14 protein-coding genes and 2 pseudogenes are annotated in these 17,994 nt (G+C 58.6%); 9 read left to right on the forward strand and 7 right to left on the reverse strand.

Going from position 1 to position 17,994, the window contains the following annotated elements; translation table 11 throughout:
• Nucleotides 1-53 precede the first annotated feature (53 nt).
• The 9 genes and pseudogenes from GA0061101_RS21310 (at nt 54) to GA0061101_RS40235 (ending at nt 8,816) form a co-directional block, all read left to right on the forward strand.
• The gene (locus GA0061101_RS21310) at nt 54-1,223 is read left to right on the forward strand and encodes an ABC transporter substrate-binding protein (RefSeq protein WP_013984725.1); all 1,170 of its coding nucleotides are present in this window, start codon (nt 54-56) and stop codon (nt 1,221-1,223) included.
• A gap of 43 nt (nt 1,224-1,266) precedes the next feature.
• Entirely contained in the window at nt 1,267-2,517 is a 1,251-nt protein-coding gene (locus GA0061101_RS21315) for an LL-diaminopimelate aminotransferase (RefSeq protein ID WP_244441500.1), read from the forward strand.
• A 2-nt stretch (nt 2,518-2,519) separates the two neighbouring features.
• Nucleotides 2,520-2,918 carry a GFA family protein gene (locus GA0061101_RS21320; RefSeq protein ID WP_028753485.1) on the forward strand — a complete coding sequence of 133 codons (399 nt, stop codon included), beginning with the start codon at nt 2,520-2,522 and terminating at the stop codon, nt 2,916-2,918.
• 505 nt (nt 2,919-3,423) lie between these two features.
• Nucleotides 3,424-4,983, forward strand: a complete 1,560-nt coding sequence (locus GA0061101_RS21325; protein ID WP_028753486.1) for a sugar ABC transporter ATP-binding protein — start codon at nt 3,424-3,426, stop codon at nt 4,981-4,983.
• A complete protein-coding gene (locus GA0061101_RS21330; protein WP_015341907.1) occupies nt 4,983-5,951 on the forward strand; it encodes an ABC transporter permease in 969 nt (322 codons plus the stop codon). Before GA0061101_RS21325 ends, GA0061101_RS21330 begins: the two co-directional genes overlap by 1 nt.
• A 12-nt stretch (nt 5,952-5,963) precedes the next feature.
• Nucleotides 5,964-6,977, forward strand: coding sequence for an ABC transporter permease (locus GA0061101_RS21335; RefSeq protein WP_015341906.1), 1,014 nt, complete (start codon nt 5,964-5,966; stop codon nt 6,975-6,977).
• Between the two features lie 16 nt (nt 6,978-6,993).
• Entirely contained in the window at nt 6,994-7,503 is a 510-nt protein-coding gene (locus GA0061101_RS21340) for an NADPH-dependent FMN reductase (RefSeq protein WP_015341905.1), read from the forward strand.
• Between the two features lie 15 nt (nt 7,504-7,518).
• Nucleotides 7,519-8,118 (forward strand): annotated as a pseudogene (gene ribB, locus GA0061101_RS21345) (3,4-dihydroxy-2-butanone-4-phosphate synthase); the annotation flags it as partial.
• A gap of 219 nt (nt 8,119-8,337) precedes the next feature.
• A pseudogene (locus tag GA0061101_RS40235) lies at nt 8,338-8,816 on the forward strand (hypothetical protein).
• A 1,085-nt stretch (nt 8,817-9,901) separates the two neighbouring features.
• On the opposite strand, the gene GA0061101_RS21365 reads toward GA0061101_RS40235, so the two are convergent.
• From GA0061101_RS21365 to GA0061101_RS21395, 7 genes are all read right to left on the reverse strand, one after another.
• On the reverse strand, nt 9,902-11,164 hold the full coding sequence (locus GA0061101_RS21365) for an NAD(P)/FAD-dependent oxidoreductase (RefSeq protein ID WP_028753487.1): 1,263 nt from the start codon (nt 11,162-11,164) through the stop codon (nt 9,902-9,904).
• Between the two features lie 75 nt (nt 11,165-11,239).
• A complete protein-coding gene (locus GA0061101_RS21370) occupies nt 11,240-11,551 on the reverse strand; it encodes a putative quinol monooxygenase (protein ID WP_015341900.1) in 312 nt (103 codons plus the stop codon).
• Nucleotides 11,552-11,562: 11 nt separating this feature from the next.
• Nucleotides 11,563-12,663 (reverse strand): NAD(P)-dependent alcohol dehydrogenase, encoded by a 1,101-nt coding sequence (locus GA0061101_RS21375; RefSeq protein ID WP_015341899.1) that lies wholly within the window; start codon nt 12,661-12,663, stop codon nt 11,563-11,565.
• A 62-nt stretch (nt 12,664-12,725) separates the two neighbouring features.
• Complete coding sequence (locus tag GA0061101_RS21380) at nt 12,726-13,724, reverse strand: ABC transporter permease (RefSeq protein WP_028753488.1); 999 nt, start codon at nt 13,722-13,724, stop codon at nt 12,726-12,728.
• 5 nt (nt 13,725-13,729) lie between these two features.
• On the reverse strand, nt 13,730-14,671 hold the full coding sequence (locus GA0061101_RS21385) for an ABC transporter permease (protein WP_004129665.1): 942 nt from the start codon (nt 14,669-14,671) through the stop codon (nt 13,730-13,732).
• 9 nt (nt 14,672-14,680) lie between these two features.
• On the reverse strand, nt 14,681-16,207 hold the full coding sequence (locus GA0061101_RS21390) for a sugar ABC transporter ATP-binding protein (RefSeq protein ID WP_028753489.1): 1,527 nt from the start codon (nt 16,205-16,207) through the stop codon (nt 14,681-14,683).
• A 55-nt stretch (nt 16,208-16,262) separates the two neighbouring features.
• A complete protein-coding gene (locus GA0061101_RS21395; RefSeq protein ID WP_004129668.1) occupies nt 16,263-17,351 on the reverse strand; it encodes an ABC transporter substrate-binding protein in 1,089 nt (362 codons plus the stop codon).
• Nucleotides 17,352-17,994: the final 643 nt, after the last annotated feature.

Here is a 17,994-nt window from a genome sequence, read left to right on the forward strand (position 1 = left end):
GCCAACGGCGTCAACTGCTGTAGCGGATGTACAGAGGGGAGGAGACCCTACACATGCTAAAGAAGGTTTACACCGCATTGAGCGTGATCACCGGGCTAGGCCTGATGACCACCGCCGCATTCGCGGACGGCTTAGACTCGCTACCACCGGACCAGAAGCAGCTTTACGAGCTCGTGGACCCGGCAATTCCCCTCGGTGGTACGCCGCTCAAGGATTTTGTGGCGAAGCGGCCGCCGCCATGGAAAATCGGCTACGCATCCACTTATGCAGGCAACACGTGGCGTGCCCAGATCCTCACTGAATTGAACGAGGTTCTGCTTCCGAAATACAAGGAGGCTGGACTGGTATCTGAGCTTGTCGTCACGCAGTCCGACCTGAAGGACGCGACGCAAATCCAGCAGATGCGCCAGATGGTCGACGACGGCGTCGATGCTATCATCATCTGCTGCTCGAACGTAACGGCCATCAACCAGACCATCGAATACGCGCACTCCAAGGGCGTTCCGGTGTTCTCGTTCTCGGGTTACGTGACATCGCCCTACGCGATCAATGCGACCGAAAACAACACCCAGGGCGGTTATACGGCCGCGAAATGGCTGGCCGAGGAAATCGGCGGCAAGGGCAACGTACTGACGGTTTCGGGCATCCCGGGCTTCGCATCATCCGACAGCTTCAATGTCGGTGCCAAGAAGGCGTTCGACGAGTATAAGGACATCACCGTCGTGGGCGATGTCGCCGGCAAGTGGACCGATCAGGTCGCCCAGGTCGAAGTCCAGAAATTCCTCGCGACCAACCCTACCGAAATCGCTGGTATCCTCGTCCAGTCGGCCTCGGAAAACGGTGTCGTCAACGCGGTCCAGCAGTCCGGGCGCGACATGATGCCAATCGTCCTCGGCGGCGAGGCGTCGGCGGCGTGCTACTGGCGCAATAATCCCGACTTCATCAGCCAGAGCTTCCATTTCTGGCCGCCGCGGGCTGACGCCCGACTGGTGTGGGACGTGATGATGAGGACGCTCCAAGGCCAGGGGCCGAAGATCCAGTCGATCCTGCGACCGGCTCTTCCCTACACGATCGACGATGTGAAGGAAGCAATTCCGGAAGATTGCGATCCGAACTCCACGGCGTGGATCGAGCCCAAGGGCGATGCATGGTGGCCCGCGGACGTAGCAGCACAGTACTTCGAGCGCCCGGAAGATCCGCTGGCCTGGCGGCCGAAGAAGTAATCGACGACCTCCCAAGTTGTCCCGCGACCTCCGCGCCGGCTTCATCCGTCGGCGCGGAGGACCCACGATAAGGAACCAGAAGTTGGAATTCCACAAGATACAGCGTTTGCCCCCTTACGTCTTCGAGCAGGTGAACCGTCTCAAGTCCAGCGCGCGCGCGGCCGGAGTCGACATCATCGATCTTGGAATGGGCAATCCCGATCTTCCCACGCCAAGCTGGGTTGTGGACAAGCTATGCGAAGCGGTGCAGCATCCGCGCACGCACCGCTATTCGGCTTCCAAGGGCATTATCGGGCTTCGCCGCGCCAAGGCTGCGTATTACGCCCGCCGGTTTAATGTGAAGCTTGATCCGGATACCCAGGTTGTTGCGACGCTCGGGTCCAAGGAGGGGTTTGCGAACATGGCACAGGCCATAACCGCCCCCGGGGATGTCATTCTCTGTCCGAACCCTTCCTATCCGATTCATACGTTCGGATTTCTCATGGCAGGGGGCGTGATAAGGTCGGTACCGGTCGAGCCGGATGAGACCTTCTTCCAAGCTCTCGAAATGGCGGTGCGGCATTCGGTACCGAAGCCTCTGGCGCTCATCATAAGCTACCCGTCAAACCCCACCGCTCGCGTCGCGACGCTCGATTTCTATAAGGACGTCATCGCCTTCGCGAAGAAGCACGATCTCATCGTTCTGTCGGATATCGCCTACGCTGAAATCTACTTCGACGGTCCCCCGCCGCCGTCTGTTCTCGAAGTCCCCGGCGCGATCGACGTGGCCGTCGAATTCTCCTCGATGTCGAAGACATTCTCGATGCCCGGTTGGCGCGTTGGGTTTGCGGTGGGTAACGAACGGCTCATCCGAGCGTTGACGCGCGTGAAATCGTACCTGGACTACGGAGCATTTACGCCGATACAGGTCGCCGCCGCTCATGCCCTAAACTCGGACGGGGAGGACGCCGCGCGGGCAAGAGACATCTACAGGACGCGCAGAGATACACTGGTGAAGACCTTTGCCGATGCCGGCTTCGACGTTCCAGCTCCTGCGGCGACGATGTTCGCATGGGCGAAGATACCCCCGCATTTCCGACACCTTGGCTCGCTGGAGTTTTCGAAACTCGTGCTCGAGAAGGCACAGGTCGCGATTTCGCCGGGTATCGGTTTCGGTGAGATGGGTGACGAATACGTACGGCTGGCTTTCGTGGAGAATGAAGACAGGATCCGGCAGGCCGCACGGAACTTGAAGCGGTGGCTTTCTGCAAGCGCGCGACAGCCACAACTCGATAAAGCGATGAAAGGATTTTGAAGATGCCGATCCTCGGATCTTGCCAATGTAAAGCGGTACAGTATGAAGTGTCGGAACTGGACGGCCCGATGTGGAACTGCTTCTGCCAGACGTGCAGAAAGTCCCATGCGGCCGATCATAACACTGCCGCCAAGGTGAAGAGTGAGAACTTCAAGCTGATTTCCGGCGAGGACGTCCTTCACAGCTTTGAGTCGACCCCTGGAAAACTGAGGTGGTTCTGCTCACGGTGTGGTTCGCACGTTTATGCCGAACGGCCTGCCAACCCTGAGATGAAGGTGCTGCGGGCAGGCACTTTTGACACTGATCCTGGTTCGGTTCCTATGTCCAACGTCTGGCTGTCCCACGCCAGGCCGTGGCTTGCTCACGACCCCGCGAAGGAAAACTTCGAAGAGTTCCCGTGATCTCCACGGTTGCGCGCGCCAAGGGCCGATCGACGATGAGTTCGATCTGCCCGCTTCCCCAGCGGGGAAGGCTGGATGATCGAATGGCACTTGCCGCGTTCGACGCGCGGAGGTTGGGATGTTCCGTATGCCCCAATCAAAACGGTTGCCTCTTCGGATTACCGGACACCCTCAATAGTGCTTTGGTCCTGTCCTGATCGCGATGGCTGCCACATCGCTTCAGATCGGGCGGAACTCCGCTCGAGAACCTCCGACCGACGTCAGTTGCGTGACAACATGCTTTTGGAACTTTGAGGGCGTCGAGCGACCAACCGGTTTCATCGAAATCAACCCGACATCCCGATATGGGCATGGCGGCACTATTGACAGATTATCAGACAATCTGTCATTCTGTAGTTCACTGAGCGAGTTCTCGGAGCGTTCAAAGACGGCAGTCACAATCGGCAAGAGGCCCGGGCATCGGATGTCCTGGCGCGATCTGCTGCTGCCTAAAGGGAGGATGGGCATGACGAAAGACGTCGCCGTAAGCATGACGGCCGTTGCCAAATCGTTTGGCGAAACGAAGGCATTGAAGAAATGCGATTTTGCCGCCAAGGCAGGGGAGGTGCACGCGATCGTTGGCGAGAATGGCAGCGGCAAGAGCACCATGGCAAAGATCATGTCCGGCGTTATCGCTGCCGATGCAGGATCTGTCCTGATCCTTGGCAAGTCCATCACCTCGCCAGTCGATGCCAAAGGGGTTGGTCTCGCTACGATCTTCCAGGAAGTCCTTGTCGCCGATGAAGCGAGTGTCCTCGACAACCTTTTCGTAGGAAGCGAGGACCTGTTCTCGCTTCGGAAAGCCTCCAGTGAACGTGAAAGCGCTGCGCAAAGCCTCCTCGACCGCCTGGTGGGAAAGCCTGTCGATCTCCGGCAGAACGTCGGTGATCTTCCGCTCAGCATCAAGCAATGGATCGTTATCGCCCGGGCCGTTCTGAGGAAACCCAAGGTCTTGATCCTAGACGAGTCCTCGGCGGCACTCGATCTCGACGCGACCGTCCGCCTCCACGAAGAGATCGATCGACTCCGGTCCGAGGGGTGCGCGGTAATCATCGTTACGCACCGCATCGCCGAGCTCGTCCGGATCGCCGATCGGGCGACAATACTGAGAGACGGTTTCACTGTCGGTGTCCTTGAGAAATCCGAGATCACCGAGGCCAATCTCCTGCGCATGATGACCCCTCAAGACCGCCAGATTTCCGCCGCTGCTTCAACGTCTGCACCGGGCCTGCCGGGTGATCGCAAGGAAGCTCTTTCCGTCCATGGCGCGCGCCCCCAGGAGGCATCGCAACCGTTCGACTTCGTCCTTCCGCAGGGTTCTATCGTGGGCGTCGCGGGACTGGACGGCCAGGGCCAGGACGCCTTCGTGCGACTGGTCGCAAGGATTATCTCGCCCTTCGGAGGGGAGGTCCGGATCCTGAACAGGGAAAGCACCGGTCTCGTCAAAGTCAGCACGCTCGACGACGCCGCGAACAAGGGCATTGTGTACGTATCCGGAGACCGGAAGCGGGAAGGAATTTTCCCGCAGCAGAGCATTTTCGAGAACCTCGCCATCGGTATCTATCAGAAGAACCTGGGGCCGTTCGGTGTCATCAGGCGGAAAAAGCTGAAGCAGACGTTTGCCCGGGAGGTCGAGCGGCTCCGCGTCAAGATCGGCCACCCGGACAACCGGATTACGTCCCTTTCCGGTGGTAACCAGCAGAAGGTCCTGATCGGCCGCGCCTTCGCCAATGATCCCAGAGTGATCGTTCTTAACGACCCTGCTCGGGGCGTGGACCTCAACACCAAACGCGACCTGTATCGCGAGCTTCGGCTGTTTGCCGAAGGTGGCGGCTCGGTAATCTACCTTTCGAGCGAGATCGAGGAGTTTCTTGGTTTCGCCGATCGCGTCGATGTCTTTCACAAAGGGAGCATCCATCGCTCCCTCGACGGCCCCGACATCAACGAAGAAACCATTCTCGCTGCAATGTTCGGCCGCTCGGTTGCCGACACCATGGAATTCTCCAAAGAGAGAAAGGCACACTGATGTCGCAACGTTTTGGATTTCCTGCGCTCGACAGGTCGCTGACCGTACCGTTCGTTCTTTTCGGAGTGTTGCTCGTCGCTGCAGCCTTGCTGTCGCCGCGGCTGTTCACCGCAACCGGAATAGGCGGAGCAATCATCGTCGCAGCACCTTTGATCCTCACAACGCTCGCCCTGACACCGATCGTGATGGCAGGACGCGGTTCGGTTGATCTTTCCGTTGGCCCCTTGATGGGTTTCGTGAACGTCACCCTGATCGGCTGGCTCTCGGCAAGTGGTTACACGTCGCCACTCGCGGTGGTTTGCTGGGTGGTAGCAGTCGGCGCGCTGTACCAGTTGCTGCAGGCGCTCATCATCATCTACGTCCGGGTCGCCCCCATCATCGTCACGCTTTCCAGCTTCCTCGTCCTTTCAGGCGTGAACCTCATGGTCATGTCAAGGCCCGGCGGCGTCGCGCCGGACTGGATGATGACGTGGGGAGCAGGAACCACGATCTTATCTCCGGTGCTGATTATCGTCCTGGCGGCGTTCGCTCTTTGGGCCGTTATGCGCCGGACCACCTTTTACTCCCACCTCCGCATGACAGGCGCCGACGAACGGATGGCCTACACGAGCGGAGTGAAAGTCGACACCGTACGCATCTGCGCCCATCTCCTCGGCGGCGTCTTCGTTGGCCTTGCCGCGCTCAGCTATACGGCATTGATCTCTTCGGGCGATCCTACCCAGGGAAGCAGCTACACGCTCCAGGCAGTTACCGCCCTGGTGCTCGGTGGCGCAAACCTGGCTGGCGGGAGAGGGGGGGCTTTGGGGTCGACGCTTGGTGCGCTGAACATGTTCCTCATCTCGTACCTGCTTTCCGCCTTCAGTTTCGGAAGCGTGACAGGGTTCGTGACGCAAATGGCTTTCGGCCTGATCCTCGTGGCATCGCTCCTCGTCAACGTATTCATGACGGCCCGGCGCCCGGCTTTCTAGGGAGGACTTGTAATGACTTTACTCGCAACGGAACAGACGATGAGCCAAACAGGACGATCGGTAAAACTGCAGCGCAGCATCGTGATTGGCTTTGGTCTGCTTGCCGCACTTCTCGTGCTGGGTACGATCCTTGTTCCGGGGTTCATCTCCCCCCGTAACGCGCGTTCGATATTGCTGCTTGCCGCTTTCCTGGGGCTTGCATCGTTGGGACAGACGCTATGTGCCATGGTCGGCGCGCTTGATCTCTCCATTCCCTATGTCATCGGGGGAGCGAACATTCTCTTCCCAAGCCTGTTGGTCACCGGCATGCCTGCCTGGCTGGCCGCAATAGTGGTCGTTATCCTGGGAGCAGCAATCGGGGTCGCGAACGGCTTTTTGAGCTTCAGGCTGCAGGGCCAGGCTCTCATCATGTCCCTGGGGGTCGGCTTCGCATTTGTCGGTGCGGTACAGCTGTACACCTCCATCGGTTCCGACTACGGCGGCACGGTTTTCGCGCCCGTACCGAACTGGCTCCGGAATTTCGCCGCGTTCAACGGGAAGACCTTCGGGCTTTCCCTGCCGCCGGTGGTGCTGGTTTGGCTGCTCATAACGCTTGCGACCATCTGGGCTCTGTACAACACCTGGTTTGGCCGCTCCATCTACGCGGTGGGGGGCAGCAGGACTGCAGCGGCACGGCTTGGCATTTCCGAAACCAAGGTCTGGACCAGCATTCACGGTATCAGTGGAGCGATGTCGGCACTGACGGGCGTATTGCTGCTCGGGTTTTCCGGCGGCGGATTCGTTGGCGTCGGAGATCCATATCTCTTCACCACCGTTGCGGCCGTTGTGATCGGCGGCACCTCGTTGCTTGGAGGCGCAGGCGGATACGGGGCAACCGTTCTCGGCGTACTCGTATTGACGGTAATGACGTCCCTGCTGGTTGGGCTGGGCCTGAGTTTTGCCGCGCAACAGGCGATCGTGGGTCTGCTGATCGTGCCGATGGTGGCCGTCTACGCTCGTACCCCGCATATCCGCAACCAGATCTGATCGAAAGGCCGGCAAATTGAAGATTGTCGCGATAACTGGCAATGTCTCGCGCCCCTCGAAGACGCGGGCGCTCGGGGAATACGCACTCTCGAGCGTCTCGCCCGGTCACACACGGTATCTGTTTGACCTGGTCGATGTTCTCCCGGTGTTGGGAACCACCCTGTGGCGTTCGGAGGCTCCTGTTGGACTCGCGAACGTTCTTGACGCAATCCAGTCTTCAGATGTCCTCATCGTGGGCACGCCGGTCTTCAAGTCCTCGATGACCGGCCTTCTCAAGCATCTTTTCGACCTCTTCGAAATGACAGCCCTGCAGGGGAAACCCGTGTTGATATTCGCAACGGGTAAAGCCGAAGCCCATGGTCAGCACGTCGAGGCTCACCTGCGCTCATTGATGGGCTTCTTCAAAGCCGAGGTTCGCGGTGACTTCATCTATGCGATGGACGGCGACTTTCCAGATTCGGCACCGTCTGCGGAACTCCGGGAGCGGGTCGACCGCCAACTCGCTCGCACTCTGGGCCATGTTTAGTTCAAGGAGAAGACCATGAAGTTTGCTCCCATCGAGAGCGCAGTTAAAGCAATCGCCGCCGGAGAGATGATCATCGTCGTGGACGACGAAGACCGGGAAAACGAAGGCGACATCCTGGTTGCCGCGGACAAGGTGACGAACGATCATGTTGCCTTCATGATGCGTTATGCGCGCGGCCTGATCTGCGTTCCGATGACCGGGGACCGGCTGGACGAACTGGATATCCCGCTCATGGTGGAGCGTAACTCGGATTCCATGCAGACAGCGTTCACTGTCTCAGTGGACCTGATACAAGGCGTATCGACCGGCATTTCCGCAGAAGACCGCGCCAAGACCATCAGGGCGCTCGCTGACGCATCGACGGTGCCGGAGGACCTGTCCCGGCCGGGCCACATATTCCCCCTGCGGGCAAACCCGTCCGGTGTCCTCGGCCGCCCCGGCCATACGGAAGCCGCGGTGGATTTCGCGCGGCTGGCCGGGCTCGAGCCAGCGGGTGTCATCTGCGAAATCGCCAACGACGACGGCACTATGGCGCGTCTTCCCGAGCTCAGCGAATTCGCTGAGCGGCATGGCCTCCTCATGGTGACCATCGAAGCCCTGATCGAATATTGCCGCGAGATCGATAAAAGCGGCCTTTGTGCAGATCACGCAGCCAGGGAGGCGGCGATGGCCAATGTTTCGTATCTGACAAGCAGACTTTCCCCGTGCCCTCAGACGGAGAGCGAACTCCTGCGTTGGTGGCCTCCGATACACGCGAAGGAAAGCGCGTTTGAAGGTGCCCACGGGGAGCCTCGTGACGCTAACTGACCATGGTTAGCTGCGCGATGATCGGGCATAACAAACCGTGAGCCACTTTATCGTCGCCACTGCTTTCCTGCTGAATTATCGGCCCACGCGATGTCGCTTTAGTTCCGTTTCCCTTTTCAGTCTCCGGATGGTCGAGGATATGCTGGCCGCTCTTGGGATCATTGTCTCGCACCCTACGATCCGCCGGGCAGAGAATTTGGTCGTTCGCCAACGACAAGCTTCAATCCTACAACACCGAACGAGACATCACGCCGGCTGTCGCGCATCGGCATCACAAGGGCTTGAACAATCGAGCGGAGAATTCGCACCAGCCAATCCGACGGCAACAGCGGATCAAGTAGCCTTTCAGGTCACAACGACTCTTGCGGCGCTTCGTCTCCATCCATGACCCGATTGCTAACATGTTCCACATCCCCCCATCACCTCACCGCGAGCCATGTCGCGAACTGGGGGCAGCAGCGATGAACCTATGGGCGCAAATCGTTTGCGCATGGCTGACAAAATAGCCCCGCGTCACGGGCTCGACCCTTTGCCGTTGAGTTCACGATGCCCCGTCGAAACCACGGCGAGGGCTGGCCTCGCCAGTCAATTGCCCCGTCCATGCGTCACGGAATATGATGTTCCACCGAGAGGGACTCGCCAGGACGTTCAGTTCTCTATGCGGATTTATTCTTTTAAATCAATCTCGTAACAAAAATCAGATAAGTTCTATTATGGAACTCAACGCCCCCGGGCAATTCCAAATAGTGTCAATTGCATGCTAAAATCCCTTTAAGTTCTGTCACAGCGAGCTATTTCGATTTTTCGAAAAGCATCGTCGAGAGTCTCCACTTCGAGCAGTAGCAAGGCATCGTTCAAGCAGCGCTCGATATCGTCCACTCTCCTGCCCTCTATTTGGGCAATCATAGGAATCGTCTTCCCTCGTGCCAGCCATCGCAAGGATGCCATCTGGAGAGGACAAAGGTTCGATATTGTCATTCTAGAACTACCATCTCGTACTCGATCGAGGCGTTAGGAATTTAGTTGATGCTCATGGACGAAGGCCAAAATTCCCTGCTTGAACTCAACTGACCACCGGCCGATCGGCTCTGGGTTGCGCTTCAGGGCGGTAGTGATGGGCAGCCGTCGCCTTGGACCGCCGGCTGTACAAGCCGGGTTCTAAGCTGAAGAATATCGTTTGCAGCCTCAACGAAGCTCTCCATCGAAGTCTTGTGCTCCGGCAGCAGTCGCTTGACCAAACGTAATTCCAAGAGCAGCTTGGTCTTGTTGTTTTCGTAGTAGAGTGGAAATTTTTTGATGTTGAGGCCTTTGATGTCGTAGGACAGGTCTGGTAGGCATTATAGCTCACTGCCGTAAAATGCTGGTTGGCGCGCGCTATGTGAATCGCATCGGCCCCATCCTCTGCGATGAAATTCACGTAGCTTTGGGAGGCGCCCCGGTGCTTGAGTGAATCAAACGTCAGTCCGGCGATCCCGATCACACAAATGGGAACGACCAAAAGCAGCATTTTCGTTTTGATACTGATATGTGCCATGAACGAGATAATTGCCCACCCTTCTTCAATATGTGGTTCAGCGCGTTGCCCATGCTGCTAGACCTCCTCCTTCAGCGTCTCCTTCTGGGTAATAAGGCGCGCAGAGTGGTGGCCGGAGGCAAATGCCCAAAGCCAGCTCAGCGCAACCGCCATGCGGCTCCTTGTTCCGATCAAGAAGTAGATGTGAGCAAGGCCCCAGATCCACCAGGCGATGGAGCCCTTGAGCCGCAGCCTGCCGAAATCGATCACCGCGGAGCTTGGTCCAATGGTCGCAAGATTACCAAGATGCCTGTACTTGAAAGGAGGCGGCGCTGAGCGCTGCTTGAGGCGGGCCTTGATCACTTGGGCGACGTATTTTCCCTGCTGCTTTGCTGCGGGCGCGATACCAGGAACCAGCATTCCCTCGCCGGTCTTAACGCTAGCGGTATCGCCGACAACGAAGATGTCCGGGTGTTCGAAGACCGTAAGGTCGGGCTGCACGATAGCACGCCCCGCTCGATCCGTCTCCGCCCCCACCCACACGGCGGCCTTGGATGCCTGCACGCCCGCCGCCCATATGACCGTGCGGCTCGGGACAAACTCGTCCCCAATCGATATGCCTTCCTCGGTGCAGTCGGTCACGGGCCTTCCCGTGCGAACCTCGACGCCCATCGACGCAAGGGATCGCTCGGCGTATTGCGATAACGCCTCATGAAAAACAGGCAGAATACGCGGCCCTGCCTCTACAAGAAGAATGCGCGCCGAAGTCGTATCGATGTTTCTGAATTCCTCGACAAGCGTCCTTCGAGCCAGTTCGGCGATGATCCCGGCCATTTCGACGCCTGTCGGCCCGGCGCCGATTATCGAGAAGGTCAGCAGCCCCGCCCGCGCTTGGGGATCGGTTTCCAGCTCCGCTTTTTCGAACGCCAGGAGAAGGCGACGGCGGATCGTGGTGGCGTCTTCCAACGCCTTCAGTCCGGGCGCGAAGGGCTCCCATTCATCCCGGCCGAAATACGCGTGACGGGCCCCCGTTGCGAGAACAAGGGTATCGTAGGGAATGGCATGGCCGCCCTTGAGCGAGACGAGCCGCTTCTCGACATCGACGCCTACGACCTCGCCAAGAAGCGTCGTGACATCTTTCCTTCCACGAAATACTGCGCGAATGGGCCAGGCAATCTCGGAGGTCGCCAGGACGGTCGTGGCGACCTGATAGAGCAGCGGCTGGAACAGGTGATGATTGCGTCTGTCGATGATCGTGATCGAGAGGTTTGGACATTTGAGATCCTTGGCCAATTGGAGGCCGGCGAAACCACCTCCCACGATGACAACTCGATGCTCCATTTCGTCCTCCCGCGAGCCTTTGGAAAAAACCCGCCTCGGATCAAGCGCGTCTTTCGGTGTTGCACAATCGCAAGCTCAGTCGCTGATGCGACTGCTCACAATGATGGAAGGGGGGCTTACCAGCAACGGAAGCAACGGTTCGAGAACACGCTTGACGTTCGGAGATTCTCCGTGACGCGCGGCTGCCTCCTCGTTTGCCCAACCATCGAGAATGAAGAACGTATTCGGCTCGTCGGAGCGCTGGTAGAGATTGTAGTAGAGGCAGCCCTCTTCCTCGCGGGCAGGGCCGACAAACTCCTGGAGCAGTGTGTTGACACGGTCCCGGTTACGCGTCGATGTTTTAAACTCAACAATGAGATGCTGTTCGTCGGACTTGCTCGATGGCATGTGGGAAGCTCCTAATTGAAGACGATGACGGGCTTGATCACGCGGCCAGCTTCGGCATCGGCGATGGCCTCGTTGATTTTCTCGAACGGATACTTTGTGATCAGCTTCTGGAACGGGAATAGGCCGGCCTGGTTCAGCTCGACCAGTTGGGGAATGAAGAGCTGGGGGATCTGGTCTCCGAGAATGGCACCCTGAATTTTCCGGTTGAAGACCATGAGGTCCAGCGGGATTGGAATATCCTTGCCGAGCGCGTCGAGCCCGAGGAGGACGACATGGCCCCCTGCCCGCGTGCATTTGATCGTATTCAGGATGACGGGAATGATACCCACGGCATCGATCGCAAAATCGGCACCGCCGCCCGTCAAGGCGTGGATCTGCTCCACGACGTCTGGGTCCCTGCCGTTGATAGCATGGGTCGCGCCCAACGTCTTGGCCATCGCCAAACGCTGCTCGTTCAGGTCGATGATGATGATCTTGCTGCACCGCCGGACCTTGGCGGCCATCACCGCAGCCATGCCCACTGCTCCGGCGCCGAACACGGCAATGGTTTGTCCGATCTCCGGCTTCATGGCGTTGATGACGGTACCTGCCCCCGTTGCCATGCCGCAACCGAGCGGGGCCGCATTCGTCAGGTCGAAATCCTTGGGAAGCTGCGCGGCGTTGTTCTCAGTCGCCAGGATGTGGGTCGCGAAGGATGACTGGCCGACAAAGTTGCTGCCGATGCCGACTTCATCACAAAGCAAGGCCTTTTTGCCGTTCGGACGAAGCCCCGTCAGATTGTACTGGGTGTAGTTCTGGCAGTTCATCGGGTGAGAGCGCCGGCAATCGCCGCAGAAGCCACATGAACTCTGGCTGAGCGCAACGTGGTCGCCCACCCTTAAACCCTGGACGTCCGCCCCGATGGCTTCGACGATGCCAACACCTTCATGTCCCGGTATGACCGGGGCGGGAGGCCCAAAAATCCCATCACGGAGCAACAGGTCCGTATGGCAGATGCCCGTCGCGACCGTTCGCACAAGAATTTCATTGCCTTCGGGATCCGCCAGCTCAAGTTCACGAAACTCCAGCGGAGCTTTCGGTTTTACGGCCACAGCCGCCGTTATCTTCACCATGCTTTTCTCCTGCATTCTCCCGCGTTGACACCGGGAATGACCTGTCTGGCATCCTGTGCGGGCTAGACGCGACCGACGCGTGCGCCGTAAATGATCGCCGCAAGAGCGATGATCCCGCCCTGGACGATAAGCTTGCCGGGCTCCTGGATGCCGAACACGGTCAACATCGCAAATAGGAAACTGAAGGCGACGACCGCCACGAAAGGCCCCGCGACGCCGCCGCGGTCGACGCCGAACGTCACCCCACCGAGAATCGTCGCGGCGAGAGCGTTCATGAAGGTGTCGAAGCCGGGCTTGATCGTTCCAACGGCCAGCGCAGACACCTGAACCAGGGCGGCGATGCCCGTCAGCGTGCCCGCCAGCGTATGCGAGAAAAAAATCGTTCGAGCCAGAGGTATGCCTGTTATCTCCGCCGCCCTCGGATTGTCGCCGACAGCGCGGAAGTAGCGCCCGAGGATCAGGAAGCGGAACGCTAGTGCGACGACCACGGAAATCCCGATCCAGACGATAACGGAGTAAGACAGGCCGTAGATGTTCCCGCTCGTCAGGACGCGAAGCCAGCTTGGTGTCGAACCCGGTGCACGGCCGGAACTCATGAACTGGACGATCCCGATGAGGATCGCCGATACGCTCAGCGTCGCGATGACCGCGGAGGCGCGGACATAGGCCACGAGGGCGCCGTTGATCAGACCGACGGCAAGGCCGATGACGATCGTCATCAGGACCGTGACGAAGGGCGGGTAACTGTTGAGGAGCCCGGAGCTGGCGAGATAGATCGAAAAAGCAAACACGCCACTGACCGAGAGATCAATCGAACGCACCCGCATGACAAGAGATTGCGCCAGCACCGCGATCCCGAGCGGCGCTGACTGTTTCAGGATCACGAACCAATAGTTCGGATTGATCAGCGTCGCACTTACCGCGGGGGCCAAAGCGATCAGGATTGCGAGCACGTAATATGCCGGGGGCAAGCCGAGCACCCAGGAAAGTGTGCGCTTGGCGGTGAGAGTGCGGGATGGCGTCTCAATTTTCGCATCTGCTGTGGTCATCGAGAGGTCCATCTCTTTCAAAGTCCGATCGTTTTGCGACGCTGCGAAACGACGAGTGCCAGCAGCAGAAGGCCCTTCACGACCGACTGGAGGAATGCCGAGACGTTGGCGAGGTTCATCACGTTGTTGACGATGCCGAGGATAGCCGCGCCGGCGACAGTGCCGAGGATGCTACCGATACCGCCAGCTAGGTGAACACCCCCGAGCGCTGCTGCGGTAACGGATTCAATTCCGAAGGTGGCACCCCCCTTGGGATCGCCTGAGGCAAGGCGGCCCGCGAGGAACATCCCGGCAGCACAAGCAAATAGCGCCGACAGGATGTAGGCTTTGATGACTGTGCGCTCGACCGGGACGCCATTCATGCGGGCATTGAAATCGTTACCCCCCGAAGCGAACAGGTAAAGGCCAAACGGCCTGCGATAAAGCATCCAGGCAGCAACGACGGTGGCGGCGATCAGCCAGAGCAGCGAGTTCGGCACGGGCCCGACCGAACCCGCGACTGACGCCGACAGCCAATCAGGCACCTTCCCGCCGGGGATCGGGAGAATGATAAGCGCCAGTCCCTGGCCGATCCCCATGGTTGCCAGGGTCATGATGATCGGGTGGACGTTAAGCCTGGCTACGCCGTATCCGTTGGCCAGTCCGAATGCGATCGCAACCGCAATGCAAAGCACGACACGGACAACCTCTGGCATGTCGAGTGTCATGATCGTGGTCGTCACGCTGATGATCGAACCAACGGAAACGTCCAGGCCGCCCGTCAGGATCACAAAGGTCTGGCCGAGCGCAGAAATGACAAGAACAGTAGATTGGGCCAGCAGGTTCGACAGATTCTCCGGCGCCAGAAATTCTGGAAGCAGGATGACCGAGGCGACCACCAGCACGAATAGCGTCCCGATCGACAGCCGGATCGCACCCGCCCGGTAAGGAGTCTTCAGGAAGTTTGCGATGGTATTCATGTATCCTCCTCAATGAACAGCGGCGCGCGGATCGTGCGCGAAGTTCGAACCTAGTGCGGTTCCCAGGATGGTTTCCTCTGTGGCATCGAGCGCGGGCATCTGCCCGACGATCTTTTTGTCGTGAACGACCAGGATGTTGTCACACAGCCCGATCAGTTCGGCGTGCTCGCGCGACGAGACGATCACTGCACCGCCACGATCGGCAAAATCGCGAAGCAGCTTGTAGATTTCCGCTTTCGCGCCGACATCGACGCCCCGTGTCGGCTCCTCGATGACAAGGATATCGACCCCCGAAAGCAGCCAGCGGCACAGAAGCACCTTTTGCTGGTTTCCGCCCGAAAGTTTGCCGACGGGCGAGGCGGGGTCGGCAGCCGCAACACGGAGCGACTTTATGACATCGTGAACCCTGGAGATGGAACGCCATGCAACGCTCGCCATGTTCCGGTTCAATTGCTTGCCAAGTGCGATGTTGTCGTAGATCGGAAGCCGAAGAAACAGGCCTTCCTGCTTGCGGTCTTCAGGAATGAAACCAATGCCCGCTGAGATGGCACTCGAAAAGCCTGAGGATACGTTCACATCGATCATGCTGTCGTCGCGGCGACGCTGGACGCTCGCAGCTGCGGCGGGTTCGACCCCGACGACCGCACGCATGATTTCACGCTGCCCCTGGCCCTCCAGCCCGGCGAGCCCGATGATCTCGCCCGTGCGTACGGAAAAACCGACTGGCGGGCCATGGTCATTGAGACGAAGCCCTGCCACGACGAGCATCGGCGATCCAATGGCCTGTGCCCTCGGCGGAAAGAAACTCTGAAGTTCGCGTCCAACCATGGTTGCCACGAGCGTTTGGAGATTAAAGTCTTCTGCCCTGGCTGTCTTTACCCAAGCCCCGTCCTTCATGACGGTGATGGTGTCGCACAGTTCGAACACCTCGTTCATCCGATGCGAGATGTAGACGACAGCCTTGTTTTGCGCCTTCAGATCGCGGATGACCTTGAAGAGATGAGCGACGTCCGTTGAGTTTAGTGCCGCGGTCGGTTCATCGAAAATGAAGACATCGGCATTGGATGTCAGGCCTTTGGCGATTTCCACTGCCTGCTGCTGGGCAACCGTCAGCGTTTCCACAATCGCCGTCGCGTCCAGTTGAGGGAAAACGTCGGCAAGCAGCTTGCGGGATCGCTCGACGACCTCGGCGGTGTCTATCGACCCATCGGCACGCCGCGGTTCGTGTCCAAGAAACATGTTTTCGGCGACCGTGAGATTGGGGATCAGGGTGAACTCCTGAAACACTGTCGACACCCCGGCGAGACGCGCTTCCTTGGGGGACCGGAAGGTCACCTCTTCTCCTCGCAGACGGATGCGTCCAGCGGTCTGTTGATAGACGCCGGCCAGAATTCGCATCAGCGTGGATTTTCCCGCCCCGTTCTCGCCCATCAACGCGTGGACGGAGCCGCGTTCAAGCGAAAATTGAACATTCGACAGGACTTTGGTCGCACCAAAGGACTTGTTGATGCTGACCATCTCGACAAGCATACTCATGAACACTTCCATCTGCGAGGGTGAAGAGGGCGCGCTTGTCCGCGCCCTCAATGCGTCAGGCCTTGAAGTACTCGAGGAGCTTCTCATTCGGCATTTCTGTCGGGGCCCAGTAAGCGTCCGTGAGATCGGAGCGGTAAAACTGTGCAAGATTTTCGTCGACGATCGGCTTGGGCCGGTTGGTCCAGTTGCGCTGGATCGGCTTGCCTTCGAGAAGCGCGAAGGACGCACGCAGGGCTGCCGTCGAAAGAGCCGGAGGGCAAATGGGCCCGATCGAAGAGAGCTTTTCATCATTCCAACGACGCATCCATCCGTTCAGGGCTTCTCCCGTGATCGGTGGAATGGTGGAAGCCCCGGCTTCCTGCAGCGCGTCCAGGACCCCGAGCGACATATTTGCGCCGTCAGTCCAGACCCCGGCGACATCGGGATCAGAGAGATAGAGGCTTTCGGCGATCTTCTTTGAGTCCTCGTAGGACCAGCTGCCGTGCTGGGTTGAGGTGATTTGGAGACCGGACTTGCTGAAGACTTCCATCGCCCCGGCGTAACGATCAGCATCGATCGGATGCCCGGCGACGCCGCGCAGCACCCACACTTTTCCCTTGTTGCCTAGTTTGTCGACCAGGAACTGAGCCATCACCCGACCGAAGTAGAAGTCGTCGCCCTGGACCTGCACCGTGAAATCCTCGGTGTCGACGCGACCGAGATAGACGACCGTCGGAATGCCGGCGGCCTTTGCCTTCCTGATGCCTTCCACGGCCGAGCCTGTTGTAAGCGGCGCAATGATGATTGCATCGACTTTTTGTGCGATCAGATCTTCGATGTCGGCGACCTGTTTTGAGGCGTTGAGGTCGGCGCTTCGGAATTGATAGTCTGCGACACGGGCCTTGTTCCTGCTAATCTCGTATTCGGCTTCGAACGCGGTCTGATAGGTGTGCGTTGAACCGGCCAGGCCATAGTGGCTGTGACCGATCTTCCAGGGACCTGCCTTGGCGAACTTACCAGCTTCGACGACGGGGTTTTCCCCTTCGGACGGCCAAGTGTCGGGCAGCAGGGCGATAGTATCGTCTGCCCGCAGGATGCCCGGTATTCCGAACGCGCCCGCTGCAATCAAGGCACTGCCCGTCTGCAGGAATGTACGTCTTTTCATCAGAATTCTCCTCCTCTTGCCACCCAACGCGGCCATTTTGTCTGCGACCTGGAGCGCCGTTATCTTCCAGCCATCGCCGAATTCTCCCCAAACGGCAGATCGCATCATTATGAATAAGCAGACAATCTGTCAATAAAGTATCTTGAATTTCGGATTTTCGACGTGTCGTCTGTGTTATCACGCTGATTTAGTTGTTCTTTTATTGCGGCTCGGTTCGATATAGCAATAAGACAAAGCAACCGTCCGTCACCTCACCCCACGAGCGCGCAACAGGGAACACAGCAGACCGCGCCTCGCCGGCGAGGTTCATGAAAAGGAAGTTTGGCGCCATTATCGCTACCATTGCCCGGAAAATGAGGCTGCGAGGCGCAGGAAATACGGGCGCTACCGTCAGCCGGAGCGTTCGATGAACGTCACGTCAGACTCAGTCAATCTGTCAAGCAAATTCCAGTTCAGCCAACAATTCGGGCCAAGATCTAGATCGGCCGCATACCCTGAGGAAGCAATTGATATTACATCGCTTTGTTTCTTTACATGTCCGTGTAGCGCGTTGGCATTGGCCTCAGCGAGCATTTTCGTTCACTGAAGATAATTGACTGATTGTCTGCTAACGCCTACAAGTGTCACCCACCGGCCGAGCGCG

This window comes from Martinezella lusitana (assembly GCF_900094565.1).
GTDB lineage: Bacteria > Pseudomonadota > Alphaproteobacteria > Rhizobiales > Rhizobiaceae > Rhizobium > Rhizobium lusitanum.